Genomic DNA, 17627 nt, shown 5'->3' on the forward strand with positions numbered 1-17627 from the left:
TTTTCGTATACTACGATTTTTCGTAATGCCATGATTTTGCGCCGCCCACTGATTTATATGGGTTTTATGCCGGATCGCACCCCGTGGCACATGCCTTGCACATTTTCCGGCAGGCAAGCTTTCAGGGGGATACCGAATGTCGCTGTTCAAGAATCCGTTCGACGCCAGTGCCGACCTATCCGCCTGCCCCTGCGGCGCGCATAAGTCCCTGGGTGACCACAATGCCGAACTGGCGCTCCTTCAGCGTGACCAGCAATTGGCAGTGGCGTCCGATGAGGAAAAGCGCCTCACCAATGCGGTCGACCAAGCCGTCGTCCGCGCCCTGATCCCGAATGACGTCACCCGCCGCCGCGTGTTGCATGCCATCGGCGCCGGCACATTCCTTTCGGCGGTCGAGCAGTTCTTCCCGCTGGCCACCGCACGCGAGGTCTTCGCGCAGGATAAAGGTCCGCTGGAAAAGAAGGACCTCAAGGTCGGCTTCATCGCCATCACCTGCGCCACGCCGATTATCATGGCGCATCCGATGGGCTTCTATTCCAAGCACGGCTTGAATGTCGACGTGATCAAGACCGCCGGCTGGGCGGTGATCCGCGACAAGACCATCAACAAGGAATACGACGCGGCGCATATGCTGTCGCCGATGCCGTTGGCGATCACCACCGGCACCGGCTCGGCGCCGATCCCCTATACCGCGCCGGCGATCGAGAACATCAACGGCCAGGCCATCACGCTGGCCATGAAGCACAAGGACAAGCGCGACCCGAAGCAGTGGAAGGGCTTCAAGCTCGCCGTGCCCTTCGACTATTCGATGCACAACTACCTGCTGCGCTACTATCTGGCCGAACATGGCATCGACCCGGATACCGATGTGCAGATCCGCTCGGTGCCGCCGCCGGAGATGGTGGCCAACCTGCGCGCCGACAACATCGACGGTTTCCTGGCGCCTGATCCGGTCAATCAGCGCGCGGTTTATGACGGCGTCGGCTTCATCCATATCCTGACCAAGGAAATCTGGGACGGCCATCCCTGCTGCGCCTTCGCGGCCAGTCAGGAATTCATCAACGCGACGCCGAACACCTATCGCGCCCTGCTGCGCGCCATCATCGAAGCCACGGCCTATGCCACCAAGGCCGAGAACCGTAAGCAGATCGCCGAAGCCATTGCGCCGGCGGCCTATCTGAACCAGCCGGTGACGGTGGTCGAACAGGTGCTGACCGGGACTTACGCCGACGGCCTGGGCAACGTGAAGAAGATGCCCGACCGCATCGATTTCGCGCCCTTCCCCTGGCAGAGCTTCGGCATCTGGATTCTCACCCAGATGAAGCGTTGGGGCCAGATCAAGGGTGATATCGATTACCAGAAGGTGGCCGAACAGGTCTTCCTCGCCACCGATACGCAAAAGCTGATGCAGGATGTGGGGCTCACGCCTCCCAGCTCGCCGTATCGCACCTTCTCGGTGATGGGCAAGACCTTCGACCCGTCCAAGCCGGACGACTACATCAAGTCGTTCAAGATCAAGCGCGTGTAAGCGACGGCAAGACGGAGTATCGCGTATGAAGATGTCGTTTCGCCTGCGCGCCGCTGCGGTGTCGCTGCTGTTGCTGCTCGCGCTGCTCGGGGCCTGGCATATCGGCACTTCGGGCACCGGGCAGACCCAGGCGATGGATCCTGAATATGCCAAGCTGATGGGTCTGACCGCGACCCAGGGCAAGTCGGCCATGCCCGGTCCGCTGGATGTGGCGAAGATTCTGGGCGCCCATCTGGCCGACCCCTTCTATGTGAAAGGCCCGAACGACCAGGGTATCGGCATCCAGTTGGCCTATTCGATTGGCCGTGTGGCGCTGGGCTTCGGCCTTGCAGTCATCGTCGCCGTGCCGCTCGGCTTCCTGATCGGCCTGTCGCCGCTGTTCCGCCAGGCGCTCGATCCGTTCATCCAGGTCATGCGGCCTGTCTCTCCGCTGGCCTGGATGCCACTGGCGCTCTACACCATCAAGGACAGCGCGATCTCGTCGATCTTCGTCATTTTCATCTGCTCGGTCTGGCCGATGTTGACGAATACCGCCTTCGCGGTCGCCAGTGTTCGCAAGGAATGGCTGAACGTCGCGCACACCCTCGAGGTTGGCACATTCCGCAAGATCTTCCGCGTCATCCTGCCGGCCGCGGCCCCCACCATCCTCACCGGCATGCGCATTTCGATCTCGATCGCCTGGCTGGTGATCGTCGCCGCCGAGATGCTCGTCGGCGGCACCGGCATCGGATACTTCGTGTGGAACGAGTGGAACAACCTGTCGATCGCCAATGTGATCAACGCCATTCTCTTCATTGGTGTGATCGGCATGCTGCTCGACCAGTTGCTCGGCTTCCTCACCCGTCTCGTCACGTATACCGAGTGAGCGTCGCGCCATGAGCAAGCATTTCATTTCCGTCGAAGCCCTCAAGCGCCAGTTCCCCGGTACCGACAAGGCTGTGTTCGAAAATCTGTGGTTCAGCATGGAGACGGGCGAGTTCGTCTGCATCATCGGCCATTCCGGCTGCGGCAAGACGACGGTGCTCAACATCATGGCTGGCCTGGATCATGCCAGCGAAGGCGGCATCATCTTCGATGGCACCGCCATCGAAGGCCCCAGCCTGGAGCGCGCCGTGGTGTTCCAGGGCCATGCCCTGATGCCCTGGATGACGGTGCTCGACAATGTGATGTTCGCCGTGCAGTCGCGCTGGCCGAAATGGACCAAGTTCGCCGCCGCCGAGCATGCACGCAAGTATATCGCCATGGTCGGCTTGGCTGGTGCGGAAGGCAAGAAGCCCTCGCAGCTGTCGGGTGGCATGAAGCAGCGTGTCGGCATTGCGCGCGCGCTCAGCATCGAACCCAAGACGCTGTTGATGGACGAACCCTTCTCGGCTCTGGATGCCCTTACGCGTGGGACATTACAAGACGAGGTGCTGCGCCTGCGCAACAGCACCAATCTCACCGTCTTCATGATCACCCATGACGTGGACGAGGCCCTGCTGCTGGCGGACCGTATCGTGCTGATGACCAACGGTCCGGGCGCCAAGATCGCCGAGATACTGGTCAACACGCTGCCCAAGACCCGCACGCGGGAAACCCTGCACCAGCTCGCCGAGTATTACCCGATGCGCAACCACCTGCTGGATTTCCTGGTGCGCCGGTCCAAGAACTTTACCCCGCCGGCCGGCTGGGACCCGAAGACACCGCCGCATGTACGCCCCACCGGCGTCGTCGCGGCCGCCGAATAACAGTTGTCATAAGAAAGCACAGGAGAGAGACCCGTGAAGCGCGAAGACGTCACTGCCAAGATTCTCGATGTCAAACGCCTGAAAGGCTGGGCCTGGAAGGACATCGCCAAGAAGATCGACGCCAAGCAGTCGCATATCTTCCTCACCGCCGCCCTGCTTGGCCAGATGAAACTGGAGCCGGCGCAGGCCGCCAAGGCCGCCAAACTGTTTGGTCTGGGCAAGCTGGAAGAGAAGCTGCTGGCTGAAGTGCCCTATCGCGGTTCGCTGCCGCCGGGTCCGCCGACCGACCCGACGATTTATCGTTTCTATGAGCTGGTGCAGGTCTATGGCACCACCTGGAAGGAACTGATCCATGAAGAGTTCGGCGACGGCATCATGTCGGCGATCGACTTCAACATGACGATGGAACGCCTGCCCGATCCGAAGGGTGACCGCGTCAAGATCGTCATGACCGGCAAGTATCTCGAATACAAACGCTATTGAGTTGTGATGCGGTGACGTGCGCCGATCGCACGTCAATGCGGCACCGACATAGCCCTGCGGGATGATGGAGAACGGGATGCTGGCACGCCAGCATCCCGTTTTTCATGTGTGGCTTTCGCCGAATACAATCTTGGCACGGAACATGCTTCGATTTCAGGCAGAAGCGCAGTGTCGCAAAAGGCGATAAGAGGTCAGTCAATGCCCGATGGTGTTCTATCCAGCGTAGACCGCAGTGGTCAGGTCAATACCCGCCGCCTGTCAGTTCTTGGATTTGTCGGTTACGCCGCAACCCAGCTCTATGATGCGCGCCAGCGCCGGGCCGAAGCGCCCGCCACCGCAAAAGCCATCGCCTATGCCATTGCCGTCGGCGCGCTGGCGCATGACCTGCAGCGCGAGCGTGGTTCCAGCGCGCTGTTTATCGGCAGCAAGGGTGCCCAGTTCCGCGAGCAGATGCTGACAGCGCGCGCCGATCTTGATCAGCGCGTGCTCACCCTGCGTGCCGCCCTGGATGATTGCCGCGCCTACACCCTGCTGGCACCGCTGCTCGGCCCTGCCGATACGCTGAGTCAGACTTTGGATACTGCCCGTCTGGCGCGGCCGGCGATTGATCGCCTCGATGTCACCACCCAGCAGTCCTTCACCAACTGGACTACGCCGATCCGCCAGGCGCTCGAAAGCGTGCAACGCCTGGGCTATATGCTGACCAACATGGAATTTGCACGCGGGCTGGATGCCTATCTCGCGCTGCTGGAAGGTCTCGAGAAATCGGCGCAGGAGCGTGCCACCGGATCGGGTGCGTTGGCCGCGGGCAAGTTCGAGCTGCCAGTGTTCCAGCGGTTCATGAGTCTGGGTTTTCTGCAGGAGGCCGATTTCACCGTCTTCCGCAGTCATGCCACAGCGGCGCAAGTTGCTCATTTCGAGGAACTGCGCGGCCAGTCGGAATTCACCGATGTGGAAGACTTGCGCAGCCGCATCTATCACGGCTTTGCCGAGGGAACCGCCAGCGGCATCGAGGCACCCCACTGGTTTCAGACCACCACGAAGCGCATCGACCGGATCTGCCTGGCGCGCGACCGCGTGGCCGCCGACCTGCAGGCCCGCTGCACCCAACTGCTGGCCGAGAAGCCCGATCGACTTGCCGGCATCTTCGGCGTCTGTTTCATGATCGGCTTGCCGGTGATAGGCTTGGTCGCCGCTTTCACTGGCGCAGGTGCGCGGCTACAGGCGCTACGCCTGTCTTGGCGCTCCTGGCGCGGCGAGGCTGCTGCTCGGCGCAAGAGTTCGCGCGACCGCCAGGTGGCGCGGGATGGCGAGCAGCTCAAGCGGGCCGAGGCCGAAGCGCGTGAACGCGTCTCTGCCGCCGAGGTCACCGATCTGGTCAACCGGTTGAGTGCCGGCGATCTCGGCAGTCGCCTGGCCCAGGACGGCAAGACCGGCTTCTTCCTCGACCTCAGCAAACAGCTCAACCGTTTCGCCGAAATGATCCAGGCGATGATGGACGAGATGGCGCTGGTGACGGCGGCGCTCGGCGCGGGTGATCTGACCAAGCAGGTGAAAGGCAATTACGCCGGCCTGTTCGGGCAGCTGAAGGACAGCACCAATGCCATGGCCGGCTTGCTTGGCGATTTCTCGGCGCGTCTGGCCGAAAGCGCCGTGGCCGTGAAGACCGCATCGGCGGAAATCTCCTCGGGCAGCCTCGATCTGGCGCAGCGCAGTGAAAGCCAGGCCGCCGCGCTGGAAGAGACGGCGGCGACCATGCAGGAGATCACCGCCACCGTGAAGCAGAACGCCGACAATGCCACGCGCGCCGATGGTCTGAGCGGCGGTGCGCGCAACAAGGCGCTGGCGAGCGGCGAAGTCGTGCAGGGCGTGATTGCGGCCATGCACCAGATCGAGACCAGCGCCACCAAGATCGGTGACATCATCGCGGTGATGAACGAAATCGCCTTCCAGACCAATCTGCTGGCGTTGAACGCCAGCGTCGAGGCGGCGCGGGCAGGCGAGGCCGGCAAGGGCTTCGCCGTGGTGGCGCATGAGGTGCGTGCGCTGGCGCAGCGCTCAGCCAATGCGGCCAAGGAGATCAAGGCGCTGATTGACACGTCGAACGGCCATGTGCGCGACGGTGCGGCCCTGGTGGAAAAGGCCGGCGCGTCGCTGACCGAAGTCAACGATGCGATTCGGGGTGTTTCCGATATCATCGCCGAGATCGCCGCGGCCAGCAGGGAACAGGCGACCGGCTTGGACCAGGTCAACACCGCCGTGGCGCAGATGGATGAGGCGACCCAACGCAATGCAGCCCTGGTCGAGGAGACCACGGCTTCGGCGCAGGCGCTGGCGCATCAGGCGACTGAACTGGCCGAGCTGGTTGAATTCTTCAAACGCTAGGACGACGGAGAATTCTGCGGCGGATCAGAAAAGAATGCCGCCCAGGATGTCGAGTACTTGACCGTTCGCTGTATTCACCATTAGCACATCCTTGCCGACGATGACGCGATCGGTGCCGGGCCGGGCCGGGGGCAGGTCACGCACCAGTGGGCCGGGCAAACGGTGCAGTTCGGCCAGCACCGTCTGCGACAGCTGGTCGCCCTTGGCCGGCTTTTGCGTCAGGCCGGCTGGCAACGCCCGTTCGTAACGGCGGCTGCGCGCGGCGCGCTTCTGGTATTCCCGCACATGCTGGAAATACAGCGGGATCATCCACTGCTCGGTGGAGTTGAAGGCAACGCGATCATCGGCAACTGGAACCGTCGTGGTGGTCGCTGTCGGCTGTGGCACCGCGGCAGGCGGTGGCACCGGTGCGAGCAGGCTAGGCTGCAGCAGGCCGTCCTGGGCCGCGACCATACCTGGCAGCAGGAGCAGGGTGAGCGCGGCAGCGGCAAGAACGATGCGCATTAGGTTCAGACCGGCAGCGCGGCGGCGGCCGCATCCTTGGCGGCCTGCTCGCGCAGGATATCGGCCTTGCTGCGCTTGACGCTGGCCGATTTCAGCTGGCCGCAGGCGGCCATGATGTCGCGGCCGCGCGGCGTGCGCACCGGCGAGGAATATCCGGCATTGAAGACGATGTCGCTGAACTTGCGGATCGCCTCGTCGCTCGAGCATTCATACGGCGCATTGGGCCAGGGATTGAACGGGATCAGGTTCACCTTGGCCGGCACGCCCTTCAGCAGTCGCACCAGCTCCTTGGCATCGGCCGGTGTGTCGTTCACGCCTTTCAGCATCACATATTCAAAGGTGATGCGGCGCGCATTGCTCAGGCCAGGATAATTGGCGCAGGCGGCCATCAGGTCCTTGATCGGGTATTTCTTGTTGATCGGTACGATCACGTCGCGGATATCGTCGCGTACGGCATGCAGGCTGATCGCCAGGTTGACGCCCAACTCCTCACCGCAGCGCGCGATCATCGGCACCACGCCGGCAGTGCTGAGCGTGATGCGACGTTTCGAGATGGCGATGCCCTCGTTGTCCATCACGATCTTCAGTGCCTTCGACACATGGTCGAAATTGTACAGCGGCTCGCCCATGCCCATCATCACGATGTTGGACAGCATGCGGCCTTCCGGCGGCGAGGGCCATTCATTCAGGTGGTCGCGCGCCAGCATCACCTGGCCGACAATCTCGCCGGCATCCAGGTTGCGCACCAGCTTCATCGTGCCGGTGTGGCAGAAGCGGCAGGTCAGTGTGCAGCCGACCTGGCTGGAGACGCAGAGCGCGCCACGATCCTCTTCCGGGATGTGCACGCATTCGGCTTCTTCGCCGTCATTGAATTTCAGCAGCCATTTGCGCGTACCGTCGGTGCTTTTCAGGTCACGGCTGGCGCTCGGCCGGCCGACGCTGAAATGCTGCACCAGCCGCTCGCGCAGCTCCTTCGACAGTGTGGTCATGGCCGCGAAGTCGCGGCTGCCGCGGTAATAGACCCAGTGCCAGATCTGGTTGGCGCGCATCTTGGCGGATTTCTCCGCCTCGCCGGCGGCGATCAGTGCTGTGGCGATTTCGGCGCGGGTCAGGCCCAGCAGCTCCGTGCGGCCGTCGGCTACAGTCGCAATCGGTGCGCTGTCGCGTACGCCGACATCAGGAACCAAGGCAGACGAAAGGGTGGCAGCCGTATTGCTCATGACATCCCGGCCATGCCGCAGGCCTTGTCGATCGCCTGCAGCGCCGGGCCGAAGCCGCCCAGATCATAGGTGTCAGTGGTCTTGGTGCCGCGAGCGCTCTCGCCCTTCACCACCAGCGTCTTACCCTTGCGCAGGGCATCGACCAGCTTCTGGTCGACGGATGAATCGGCCGCCCAGGCGGCTTCCTGATGGGTGAACATCTCCACCGTGGTGCCGGCGACCACAGCCTGCGCCGGCAAGGTTTCCTTCAGCGCATAGCCGAAATAGATGCTGACCTCGTTGCGGATTTTATCCTTCGGCTTGTGCGTCACCAGGATGTAAATCTCGCCGCGCTTGGCGCTGGCCGGCTCTTTCTTCTGCGGCAGCGCGTGCAGGTAGCACAGCTTGGCGCCCTTGTCGGTATGCTCATAGGCATCCCAGCCGCTGAAGCTGCCTATCTTCTTGGTTTCCGCGGGCGCTGGCTTGGCCGCTTCCTGTTTCTTCTTGGCCTGAGCCAGGGCATCGCTGCCGGCGCCCAGCATCAGGGCGGGCACCAGGGCGGCGAGGGCGATCTGGCGCGCCAAAGGCAAGCGGCGCCCTTGACTGCGCAGAGACAAAAGCGGGCGCGAGGCGAGCATCGGGGCTGCGTATCGGATAGCCGTGTTGTCGGTCATGGCGGCGAACATAGCGGGGTGGATAATCGATTTCCACCCGATTTCATGGCGAGATCATGGCAGTGTGATGGGTGTTCCCTGCACGTTATCTAACCCTTTGGCCTTCTTGCCTTATCTCTTATCATGCAGCACCATCCCGGCATGAATGGGGACCCCCATGGATCGTGAACGGCAGGCGGAGCTGATGGCGGCGGTGGCCGGCAGCGGCGACCGGTCGGCGTTTGCCACCCTGTATGGGCATTTCGCCCCCCGGCTGAAGGCCTATCTGATCCGGCAGGGCGCGCCCGATGACATGGCCGAAGAGGTCGTGCAGGAAAGCTTGATCATGGCCTGGCGGCGCGCGGCAAGCTTCGATCCGGTGCAGGCCTCGGTCGCCACTTGGCTGTTTACCATCGCACGCAACAAGCGCATCGATCGCCTGCGCCGCGAAAAACGCCCCGAATTCGACCCCAACGATCCGGCGCTGGTGCCCGACCCCGAGCCGGCGCCCGACGAAGGCCTGGATGTCGCGCAGGATGAAACGCGTCTGCGCGCTGCGCTCGAGACGCTGCCGCCGGAACAGACCCGGCTGCTGCAGCTCGCTTTCTTCTCCGAGATGTCACATCGCGACATCGCTGAAAAAGAACAACTGCCGCTGGGCACCGTGAAATCGCGCATCCGTCTGGCGCTCGCGCGGCTCAAAACCCAGCTTGAGAGCGGCAAACCATACAAATAGCCCTCCTGTGCGATATTTTAGGCATCAATCATACGCGGTCAGGTTGCAACCCATTGAATCCGAATAGGAATTGCCTGACTGTCGGGTCATGTTACAACGCTCCGATTCGTTTGGTCGGGTTTAAGTCGAGTTTGCGTATCAGTGTCTACCGGCCACTCCCTGCCTTTTGCCGACGATCGTGTCCTGCTCAACCTGGCCGCTTATTGGTCGGCCAAGCGGGCTGGTCATCCTCTCCCGCCCCGCAGCGCCATCGATCCGCTCGACATGCCGCGCCGGCTGCTGCCCTATCTGGCACTGGTCGAGCCGACCGGCAAAGGCCGTGAAATCCGTTTCCGCCTCGTCGGTACCGAACTGGCGCAGCGCTTCGGCCGCGACGCCACCGGCAAGACCAGCACCGATCTCTACGGCGGCACCGAATACCTCACCTATCTCGAAGACATCTACGCCACCGTCTTCACCAAGGCGCAGCCGCTGTTCGTCGAAACCGTGCGGGTCTGGACCGAGGAAGGCCATGGCCGCGTCCGTCGCCTGCTGCTGCCGATGGCTGCGGAAGCGGGCAGCGAGCAGGTTGCTTTCGTACTCAGCGCATTGAGCTGGGCGCCGGCCGACAGCCAGGGCGGCCATCAGCCGCCAGCACCGCGCCAGCGCCTGATCGCGGTCGAAGCCCTGGAAAAGGGCGTGTTGCAGGCCACCTTCCGGGGCATGTTCGACGCGCCCTGAGGCCCGGTCGTCAGGGCATGCGGCGGAGCATGTAGCCCTTCAATATTATTGTATGTCGCCACGGCGGCTGCTCTTGATCCGGCGATCACCATCGCCGGAGCGGTCATTGGAGAACTCTGCCAACAAGGGCTTGCCGTTGCGCGACGATGCCGTGCTGATGTCGCTGGGGCGATATTGGTCGGCGCGTCGCCAAGGCCGTGCCATGCCCGATCGCGCCGACATCGATGCGCTGACTATGCCGCGCAAGGTGCTGCCGTATGTCGGCCTCGCGGAGCTCAGCGATGGCGGCCGTCAGATCAAATACCGGCTGGTCGGCACCGAGATTGTCAATCGCCTGGGCATCGACTTCACCGGCCGCTATGTCTCTGACGTGATGAACGGCAGCTATCGCCTCTACATCACCAGCATGTTCCGCGCCGTCTTCGAACATCGTGCCCCGCTCTATTCGGAAAGCACGTTTCGCTGGGAGAGCAGCAATACGTCGCGCACGCGCCGTCTGTTGCTGCCGCTGACCCGGGGCGGTGATCGTGTCGATATGGTGCTGATCGGGCAGACCTGGCCGCCCAGCGACCACACCGAGCAGCAGCCGCTCCTCTATGTACTGGACGGCGGGACCTTCGAGGAAACGCTGCGCCACGTCATCGACTTCCCCTAAGGTCGGATTCCAGCGCAATTGGCGGCGGCGTCGCACTTCTGTACAGTGCCTGCCAACACCAACAGGATGGCGCGCGCATGGACGACCCTTTCATCACCATCACCGGCGGATCGCTGATCATCTTGGTCATTCTGGCGGGCTGGTCGACGGTGCGGTATGAGCTGGATACCACCAACAGCTGGCGCATCGCCAAATACGCCACCAATGTGCTGTCGCTGGTGCTCGGCTTCGGCCTTGGCCAGGCGGTGGCGCTGAAGATTGGTGCGATGCGTGGCATTGCGCCGGACAATATGCTGCTCACCATCGTCGGCAGCTTTGTCGGCGCCTTCATCGTGATGTGGGCGGTGCAGATGATCGAATATGCGTTGCGCCGACATCACGGGCTGCCGCCGATGCCCTATCGGCTGGTGCGCTTCGACCTGTTCCGCTGGTAGTTATTTCAGGGCAGACGGATCAAACGAAAACAGCAACGGGAAAAACGTTTTCCAGCTGTTCCAGCGCTGCGATCCGGCCTCGCCCACGGCCCACAGCAATCCATCGCTGCCGCGCGTAAGGTCTTCCAGGCCCGCCATCGCCGCATATTGCGCCAGCACCGCGCCGGTCTGCGTGTCGATGCGATACAGCCTGCCTGTGCTGCCGTTACTGGTGCTGATCCACAGCCGGCCCTGCGCATCGAAGGTCGCGCCCTGCGCATGGAAGGGCAGCGGCAGGCTGCGTTCGGCCTGGGCTGCGCGGAACGGCTGTGTGGAACTGCCGAACAGCACGGCAGGATCGGCGGCAATCAGTCGCGCCGCCGCATCGTCGCGGCTGTAGCGGCCGAACCACAACAGGCGGCCGTCGAAAGCGAGAAAGCTGCTGCCCAGCGCCGGATCTTTCTCCAGCTTGCGCGGCGCGCCCACTGCCACGGCCCGTCCGGCCTGCAGCGAGCGCGGCAGGTCGAAGGCATAGAGCGCGCGGCCGCTGTCGGCAACGAACAGCAGGCCGCCATCCGGCGTGGCCGCAAGGCCGTCGGCATGGCCAATGCTCTCGGGCAGATCGATGCTGCCGATCACCGCGCCGTTTTTCGGGTCGACGGCGAAGACGCGCGCCGGTCCGCGATTGGTCTGTGGCTCGGTGCTGCGATAGGCGCCGACGAACAGCGTGTCCCGCGCCCAGGTCAGGCCCTGTGGCACATAACCCTCATTCAGTCCCGGCGCCCAGTAACGCTGGCGGATGGCAGAGTCGAGCGGCGTGGCCGACAGCGTGCGTTCGGTGTAGCGCGGTGCCTCGCCGCCCATGACCGCGATATTGGCGGCCTGTGCGGTCGGCAACAGGGTCAGGAACAGCAGGGTGGCAACAGGAAGGGTTCGCATCAAGGAACTGTAACCGCAGTCCGGCGGTTTTGTCTGCGTCGCTCCCTTGGCAAAAACCAAAGCGCTGCCTAAGTTTACCCCATGTCTGATACCGATGCCTGGCTCGAACGCCGCAAACTCAGCCGCCGCCTCACCTGGTGGCGCTTCATCGCCGTCGTCGCGGTTCTCGCCGTGACGCTGATCGGGCTGTATCGCCTCGATCCCGGCAACCTGATCCGCAGTCACCAGGTGCATGTCGCGCGCCTAGAGATCAGCGGCGTGATCGCCGAAAACGACTGGTGGATGGAAAAGCTGGAAGACGCTGCAGCCGATGACCGCGTGCGCGCGCTGATCCTGCAAATCAACAGCCCCGGCGGCAGCACCTATGGCGGCGAGGCGCTGTTCCAGGCGGTGCGCAAGGTCTCCGAGAAGAAACCGGTGGTGTCGGTGATCGGCACGCTGGGCGCCTCGGCCGGCTATATGGTGGCGATTGCCGGCGACCATGTGCTGGCGCGTGAAACCTCGCTGACCGGCTCGATCGGCGTGCTGTTCCAGACTGCCGAATTCTCCAAGCTGATGGAAAAGGTCGGCGTCAGTGCCGAGACCATCACCTCTGGCGCGCTCAAGGCCGAACCCAACCCGACCAAGCCGATGAGTCCGGCCGGCCGGGCCCAGATCCAGAGCATGGTGAACGAGACCCATACCTGGTTCGTCGGCCTGGTGGCCGACCGCCGCGACCTGCCGGTCGAAAAAGTGCGCCAGCTGGCCGATGGCCGGGTCTATTCCGGCCGCGCCGCCCTCGACAACAACCTGATCGACGCCCTGGGCGGCCTGCAGGAGGCTCGGGCCTGGCTGACCGGGCGGGGTATCCCGGCCGATTTGCCCCTCCGGGACATCCCTCCGGACCCGCCGGCCAGCATGCTCGATGGGCTGGGCAGCCGGGTCTTTGCCAGCCTCCTTGGAAAAAGCCTTTTTTCCGAAAGACTTAAGCTTGACGGCCTGACCTCGGTTTGGCACCCTGAGTAACGAACGAGGGGGCCCGCAGCCGCTGGGCTAAGGAAAACCGATGATCAAGTCCGAACTCATCAACCGTTTGGCCGAGCGTAATCAGCATCTGACTCAGCGCGACATCGAGCGCATTGTCGGCACGATCTTCGATGAGATCGCCAATGCGCTGTCGCGCGGCGATCGCGTTGAATTGCGCGGTTTCGGTGCCTTTTCAGTGAAGCGCCGGCCGGCACGCACCGGTCGCAATCCGCGCACCGGCACCGCCGTCGACGTGCAGGAAAAGTTCGTGCCCTTCTTCAAGACCGGCAAGGAACTGCGCCAGAAGCTGAATCTGTCCGCCAAGCAGACTGCCGACGCCGAGTAATTTTCCAGAGCGGGGGTCCGCATGCGCTTTCTGCGCGTTTTCCTTGGCGCCCTCCTTCTCCTGATCCTGGTGGTGTTTGCCGTCGCCAATAAAGGCGCGGTGACGGTCAGCGTCGACCCGCTGCCCTTCCAGATCGAACTGCCTCTGTATCTGCTGGTCTTCCTGGTGTTTTTCGCCGGGCTGGTGCTGGGCGTGATCACCGGCCGGCTGAATGCCTGGTCGGCGTCGCGTCAGAAAGCCGCTCGCCAGAAGGCAGCCGAACAGAAGATCGCCATGCAGAAGGCGGTTGCATCGCCCGATACCAGCGCGGGGCCCTTGCCGCCCGCGCCGCTGGTCTGACATGCGCTCTGTCGATGCCGTCGCCGTCCATGCGGCGCTGCCCTATGCGAAGCTGATTCCCCATCTGCGCGATGCCTTCCGCACCGGTGGCGAGGTGCCGCTGCGTAGCCATTTTCATATCGATGCACCGCAGGATGGCTTTGGCGCCGGCGGCGCTGGCGGCACCTTGCTGATCATGCCGGCCTGGCAGCCCGGTCGGCATGTCGGCGTGAAAATTGTCAGCGTCTATCCTGATAATTCCAAAGCCAGCCTGCCATCGGTGATCGGCGCCTATCTGCTGCTTGATGCGCGCACCGGCGCACCCAAGGCGGTGATCGACGGCGTGTCGCTCACCTTGCGCCGCACAGCCTGCGCTTCCGCGCTCGCTGCCAGCTATCTGGCGCGTAAGGATGCGCGGCATCTGCTGATGATCGGCGCGGGATCGTTGGCGCCGCATCTGATCCGCGCTCATGCATCCGTGCGTCATTACACCCGCATCGAGATCTGGAACCGCAACCGCGCCGGCGCCGAGGCGCTGGCCGACAGGCTTGGCGACCTCAAGGCCTCCATCGCGGTGGTCGATGATCTGGAAGCGGCACAGCGCGTCGCCGATACCATTTCCTGCGCCACGCTCAGCCGCGAACCGCTGGTGCGCGGTGGCTGGCTTCGGCCCGGCACCCATGTCGATCTGGTCGGCGGCTTCACGCCGCAGATGCGCGAGGCCGACGACGCCACGCTGTCACGCGGGGCTGTCTGGGTCGATACGCGTGAAGGCGCGCTGAAAGAGGCGGGCGATCTGGTGGTGCCGCTCAAGCATGGCCTGCTGAAGCCCGAGGATGTGCGCGGCGACCTGTTCGAGCTTTGCCGCAATGATGTCTTCGCGCGCAGTGGCGATGCCGAGATCACCGTGTTCAAATCGGTCGGCACTGCGCTTGAGGATCTGGCGGCAGCCGAGATGGTGGTGGAGAGTCTGTCGTGAAAGTCATTATTGTCGGCGGCGGCATCATGGGCCTCAGCAGCGCCTGGGCGCTGCGGCGCGCCGGCGCTGAAGTCGTGCTGATCGAGCAGGGCGCGCTGCCCAATCCGCTCGGCTCCTCGGTCGATCAGCATCGCCTGATCCGTTATCCCTACGGCGCGCAACGCGGCTATACCCGCATGGTGCGCCATGCCTATCACGCCTGGGACCGCGTCTGGCGCGATCTCAAGATGAAACTCTATGCCGAGACCGGCACGCTGGTGCTCAGCAGCCAGGGCGATGGCTGGGCCGCTGCCTGTGCTGAGGTCCTGAAAGAGGAAGAGGTCGAGCATTTGAGCTTTGATGCGGCGACCGTGGCCGGTCGCTACCCGATGCTGAACGAGGCTGGCCTGCAGGATGCCTTTTACTGTCCGTCGGGCGGGCTCCTGTTCGCCGAGGCGATCGTGGCGGCGTTGACCACGCATCTGCGTGACCGTGGCGTGAAGATCGCGACTGGAAAAACCGTCACCGCCGTGGATGCCGAGGCCGGCACTGTGACTCTTGGCGAGCATGGCGCGCTGCAGGCCGACCGCGTGCTGGTCACAGCGGGACCTTGGACTTCGAAGCTGCTGCCCGATCTGGCCACAGTTTCACGGCCGTCACGCCAGGTAGTGGTGTATCTGCAGCCGCCGCCGGATTTCTCGGCTGCTTGGTACAGCGCGCCGATGCTGCTGGAGATCGGCGAGACGAAAGGCTTCTACATCGTGCCGCCGCGCATCACCCGTGACGGCATGCGCACCGGTCTGAAGATCGGCGACCATCGTTTCGGTGCCACCGCCGATCCGTCGACAGATCGTGAGCCGACCGAGAGTGAGATCGCCGGCATCATCGACAATGCGCGCCATCGCATCGCCAATCTGGATGATTACAGGGTGGCGCAAGCCAAGACCTGCTTCTATGAGGTCGAGGCCGAGGAGCGTTTCCAGTTCCGCACGCTGGGTCCGCGCGCCTATGCCTTCTGCGGCACCTCAGGCCATGGCTTCAAGTTCGGGCCGCTGGCTGGCGAACTGATCGGCGATGTGCTGATGGATAAGGCTGAAGCCCTGACGACGGCGCAATGGCTGGCTGGCGATGTCGAGCGCGTGACGCTGACCGCCGATCACATCAATCCGGACGGCGCCATCAGCAGCGTGCCGGCATCCGCATCCGACAAGAGCGGGTAACGGCGCGGCTGGAACAGTTGGTAGTGCCACCATTCGTTTTTATAGAAGTCCCAGCCCGCGGCGGTCATGATGCCGAGCAGCAGCGCGCGGTTCCGCTGCTGCGCTGGGCTGATCTCCAGCACGCCATGGAAGGCGAGCGGCGTGAAGGCATCAAAGCCGGTGCCCATGTCGAGCTCCTCGCCCGCAGTATCCACCAGCGTCACATCCACGGCGGCGCCGCGCGAATGCGGCGAGCCTTTGCGTGGGTCGGCCAGGAAGGTCGGGTCGGGATTGTGGTTCCACAGCGCCCAGGCAGCCTCGGTCGGCCGGAAGGCGTCGAACACCTTCAGTCGCAGGTCCAGCTGGGCCGCCAGCGCAATGGCGTTTTTCAGCAGCTCGGCGGCTTCGGGATTGAGGAAACAGGCGGCGCGGCCGTAGATCGGCCTGCCCGTCAGGTTGTCGTCGGTGGCATAGCGCATGTCGATCAGGACCGGAAAATCGGGCGGCCTGATCTCGACCAGCGTGTTGTTGACTAGCTTGACCTCGCCGGGTCTGCTCTCGACTGGGGCGGCCATCGCTGCTACTCCATCACCATGATGAAGCCTTCCTACCATCGCCGGTCCGGCCCGTGAAGCTGCTGGCCATCGATACTGCGCTGAACGCCTGCTCGGTCGCCATCACGGACGGTGCGCAGATGCTGGTGCGCGTGGTATCGGCCGGCGGCAAGGGCCACGCCGAGCGGCTGCTGCCGCTGATCGAGGAGGCGCGGTTGCAGGCCGGCATCGAGCTGGCGGCGATTGACGGTATCGCGGCCACCGTGGGGCCTGGCTCTTTCACCGGCATCCGTACGGCGCTGGCCACCGCGCGTGGCCTGGGGCTGGCGCTGGATCGTCCGGTCTATGGCGTCACCACCACGCAGGCGCTGGCCGTGGCGGCAGCTGTGCCGGGTCGCGGTACGGTGGCGGTGATCGATGCCCGTCGCGACGAGGTGTATCTGCAGGTTTTCGCGTCTGACGGACAGGCAACCACGGAGCCGCTGTTACTGGCGCTCAAGGATGCAGCCGCGTTGCTGCCGGCCGAACCGTTGACGCTGGTGGGTAGCGGCAGCGCGTTGCTGGCCGAGACCTTCGGCCGCAGCGACCTGCATCTGTCGCCGGTCGCGCCCGATCCGGATCCGGTAATTGTGGCTCGTCTTGCCGCCGGCATGCCGAAGCCGCAATCCGCACCCGCGCCGCTCTATATCCGTCCACCCGATGCGGCATTGCCCAAGGTGCCGCAGCCCCGTGCGCTGCTGGCGGTGACGATCGAACCCTGCGGCATCGAAAGCGCTGCGCTGGTGGCGGCGCTGCATGCCGATGCCTTTCCCGATGCCGCCTGGACGGCCGAGAGCCTGCGCGATCTGACCGCGATGCCAGGCGCGCTGGCGCTGCTGGCGCGAACTGGAGATGCAGCGACGGGTGACGCGCAGCCCGTTGGTTTCGTGCTGCTGCGGCAAGCTGCCGATGAGGCGGAAGTCATCACGCTGGCGGTACGACCGCGTCTGCGCCGGCTTGGCGTGGCGCGCCGCCTGCTGGACGCGGGCTTCGCTGCGCTGAAGGCGCGCGGGGCCACGCGCTGTTTTCTCGAGGTCCAGTCCGACAACCGGGCGGCCCGCGGGCTGTACCTGGCGCTGGGCTTTGCCGAGGCTGGCCGCCGCGCCGCCTATTACCAGACGCCGGCGGGGCCGCGGGATGCCATCGTCATGCAGCGGCCCCTTTGAGTCCGCTGTAAAGTCCCGGTTGAAATGGCGGCAATCCAGCACGTTCTGATTTGTTGCGAATAGGCTGGATTTACACGGCCCGGCTCATAATTTAAGTATC

General features: G+C 63.9%; 20 protein-coding genes. 15 read left to right on the forward strand and 5 right to left on the reverse strand.

What is annotated here, in order from left to right:
* Window positions 1-136: 136 nt before the first annotated feature.
* The 5 genes from AC1RRT_RS10230 (at window position 137) to AC1RRT_RS10250 (ending at window position 6123) form a co-directional block, all read left to right on the forward strand.
* On the forward strand, window positions 137-1528 hold the full coding sequence (locus AC1RRT_RS10230; RefSeq protein ID WP_493013691.1) for a CmpA/NrtA family ABC transporter substrate-binding protein: 1392 nt from the start codon (window positions 137-139) through the stop codon (window positions 1526-1528).
* Between the two features lie 25 nt (window positions 1529-1553).
* Window positions 1554-2393 carry a nitrate ABC transporter permease gene (gene ntrB / locus AC1RRT_RS10235; protein WP_493013692.1) on the forward strand — a complete coding sequence of 280 codons (840 nt, stop codon included), beginning with the start codon at window positions 1554-1556 and terminating at the stop codon, window positions 2391-2393.
* A 10-nt stretch (window positions 2394-2403) separates the two neighbouring features.
* Window positions 2404-3255, forward strand: coding sequence for an ABC transporter ATP-binding protein (locus AC1RRT_RS10240; RefSeq protein WP_493013693.1), 852 nt, complete (start codon window positions 2404-2406; stop codon window positions 3253-3255).
* Window positions 3256-3288: 33 nt separating this feature from the next.
* Window positions 3289-3738, forward strand: coding sequence for a cyanase (gene cynS / locus AC1RRT_RS10245; RefSeq protein ID WP_492979672.1), 450 nt, complete (start codon window positions 3289-3291; stop codon window positions 3736-3738).
* A gap of 198 nt (window positions 3739-3936) precedes the next feature.
* Window positions 3937-6123, forward strand: coding sequence for a methyl-accepting chemotaxis protein (locus tag AC1RRT_RS10250; RefSeq protein ID WP_493013694.1), 2187 nt, complete (start codon window positions 3937-3939; stop codon window positions 6121-6123).
* 24 nt (window positions 6124-6147) lie between these two features.
* Here the strand turns inward: AC1RRT_RS10250 and AC1RRT_RS10255 are convergent, their stop codons facing one another.
* Genes AC1RRT_RS10255 through AC1RRT_RS10265 form a run of 3 tightly spaced genes read right to left on the reverse strand, consistent with a single transcriptional unit; the run spans window position 6148 to window position 8416 of the window.
* The gene (locus AC1RRT_RS10255) at window positions 6148-6627 is read right to left on the reverse strand and encodes a hypothetical protein (RefSeq protein ID WP_493013695.1); all 480 of its coding nucleotides are present in this window, start codon (window positions 6625-6627) and stop codon (window positions 6148-6150) included.
* A gap of 5 nt (window positions 6628-6632) precedes the next feature.
* Window positions 6633-7847: a dual-specificity RNA methyltransferase RlmN gene (rlmN, locus tag AC1RRT_RS10260; RefSeq protein WP_493013696.1), complete on the reverse strand. Its 1215-nt coding sequence runs from the start codon at window positions 7845-7847 to the stop codon at window positions 6633-6635.
* A complete protein-coding gene (locus AC1RRT_RS10265) occupies window positions 7844-8416 on the reverse strand; it encodes an invasion associated locus B family protein (RefSeq protein ID WP_493013697.1) in 573 nt (190 codons plus the stop codon). The genes rlmN and AC1RRT_RS10265 overlap by 4 nt, the downstream gene beginning before the upstream one ends.
* 241 nt (window positions 8417-8657) lie before the next feature.
* On the opposite strand from AC1RRT_RS10265, the gene AC1RRT_RS10270 reads away from it, so the two are divergent.
* The 4 genes from AC1RRT_RS10270 (at window position 8658) to AC1RRT_RS10285 (ending at window position 11024) form a co-directional block, all read left to right on the forward strand.
* Complete coding sequence (locus AC1RRT_RS10270) at window positions 8658-9215, forward strand: sigma-70 family RNA polymerase sigma factor (RefSeq protein WP_493013698.1); 558 nt, start codon at window positions 8658-8660, stop codon at window positions 9213-9215.
* A gap of 141 nt (window positions 9216-9356) precedes the next feature.
* Window positions 9357-9935: a PAS domain-containing protein gene (locus AC1RRT_RS10275; protein ID WP_493013699.1), complete on the forward strand. Its 579-nt coding sequence runs from the start codon at window positions 9357-9359 to the stop codon at window positions 9933-9935.
* Window positions 9936-10041: 106 nt separating this feature from the next.
* A complete protein-coding gene (locus AC1RRT_RS10280) occupies window positions 10042-10590 on the forward strand; it encodes a PAS domain-containing protein (protein WP_493013700.1) in 549 nt (182 codons plus the stop codon).
* Window positions 10591-10667: 77 nt separating this feature from the next.
* Window positions 10668-11024, forward strand: a complete 357-nt coding sequence (locus tag AC1RRT_RS10285; protein ID WP_493013701.1) for a hypothetical protein — start codon at window positions 10668-10670, stop codon at window positions 11022-11024.
* On the opposite strand, the gene AC1RRT_RS10290 is transcribed toward AC1RRT_RS10285, so the two are convergent.
* Window positions 11025-11942 (reverse strand): NHL repeat-containing protein, encoded by a 918-nt coding sequence (locus AC1RRT_RS10290; protein ID WP_493013702.1) that lies wholly within the window; start codon window positions 11940-11942, stop codon window positions 11025-11027.
* A gap of 81 nt (window positions 11943-12023) precedes the next feature.
* Between AC1RRT_RS10290 and sppA the strand changes: the two genes are divergently transcribed.
* Genes sppA through AC1RRT_RS10315 form a run of 5 tightly spaced genes read left to right on the forward strand, consistent with a single transcriptional unit; the run spans window position 12024 to window position 15789 of the window.
* Window positions 12024-12947 (forward strand): signal peptide peptidase SppA, encoded by a 924-nt coding sequence (gene sppA / locus AC1RRT_RS10295; RefSeq protein WP_493013703.1) that lies wholly within the window; start codon window positions 12024-12026, stop codon window positions 12945-12947.
* A 40-nt stretch (window positions 12948-12987) separates the two neighbouring features.
* Window positions 12988-13293, forward strand: coding sequence for an integration host factor subunit beta (ihfB, locus tag AC1RRT_RS10300; protein ID WP_492979682.1), 306 nt, complete (start codon window positions 12988-12990; stop codon window positions 13291-13293).
* A gap of 21 nt (window positions 13294-13314) precedes the next feature.
* Complete coding sequence (locus tag AC1RRT_RS10305; RefSeq protein ID WP_493013704.1) at window positions 13315-13632, forward strand: LapA family protein; 318 nt, start codon at window positions 13315-13317, stop codon at window positions 13630-13632.
* A gap of 1 nt (window position 13633) precedes the next feature.
* Entirely contained in the window at window positions 13634-14590 is a 957-nt protein-coding gene (lhpI, locus tag AC1RRT_RS10310) for a bifunctional Delta(1)-pyrroline-2-carboxylate/Delta(1)-piperideine-2-carboxylate reductase (protein WP_493013705.1), read from the forward strand.
* Entirely contained in the window at window positions 14587-15789 is a 1203-nt protein-coding gene (locus tag AC1RRT_RS10315) for an NAD(P)/FAD-dependent oxidoreductase (RefSeq protein WP_493013706.1), read from the forward strand. The genes lhpI and AC1RRT_RS10315 overlap by 4 nt, the downstream gene beginning before the upstream one ends.
* On the opposite strand, the gene ddpX is transcribed toward AC1RRT_RS10315, so the two are convergent.
* On the reverse strand, window positions 15726-16343 hold the full coding sequence (ddpX, locus tag AC1RRT_RS10320) for a D-alanyl-D-alanine dipeptidase (RefSeq protein WP_493013707.1): 618 nt from the start codon (window positions 16341-16343) through the stop codon (window positions 15726-15728). The genes AC1RRT_RS10315 and ddpX overlap by 64 nt on opposite strands.
* A gap of 53 nt (window positions 16344-16396) precedes the next feature.
* Between ddpX and tsaB the strand changes: the two genes are divergently transcribed.
* Window positions 16397-17527: a tRNA (adenosine(37)-N6)-threonylcarbamoyltransferase complex dimerization subunit type 1 TsaB gene (gene tsaB, locus AC1RRT_RS10325; RefSeq protein ID WP_493013708.1), complete on the forward strand. Its 1131-nt coding sequence runs from the start codon at window positions 16397-16399 to the stop codon at window positions 17525-17527.
* Window positions 17528-17627: the final 100 nt, after the last annotated feature.

It is taken from the genome of Ferrovibrio sp. GW821-FHT12B10, from assembly GCF_058807515.1.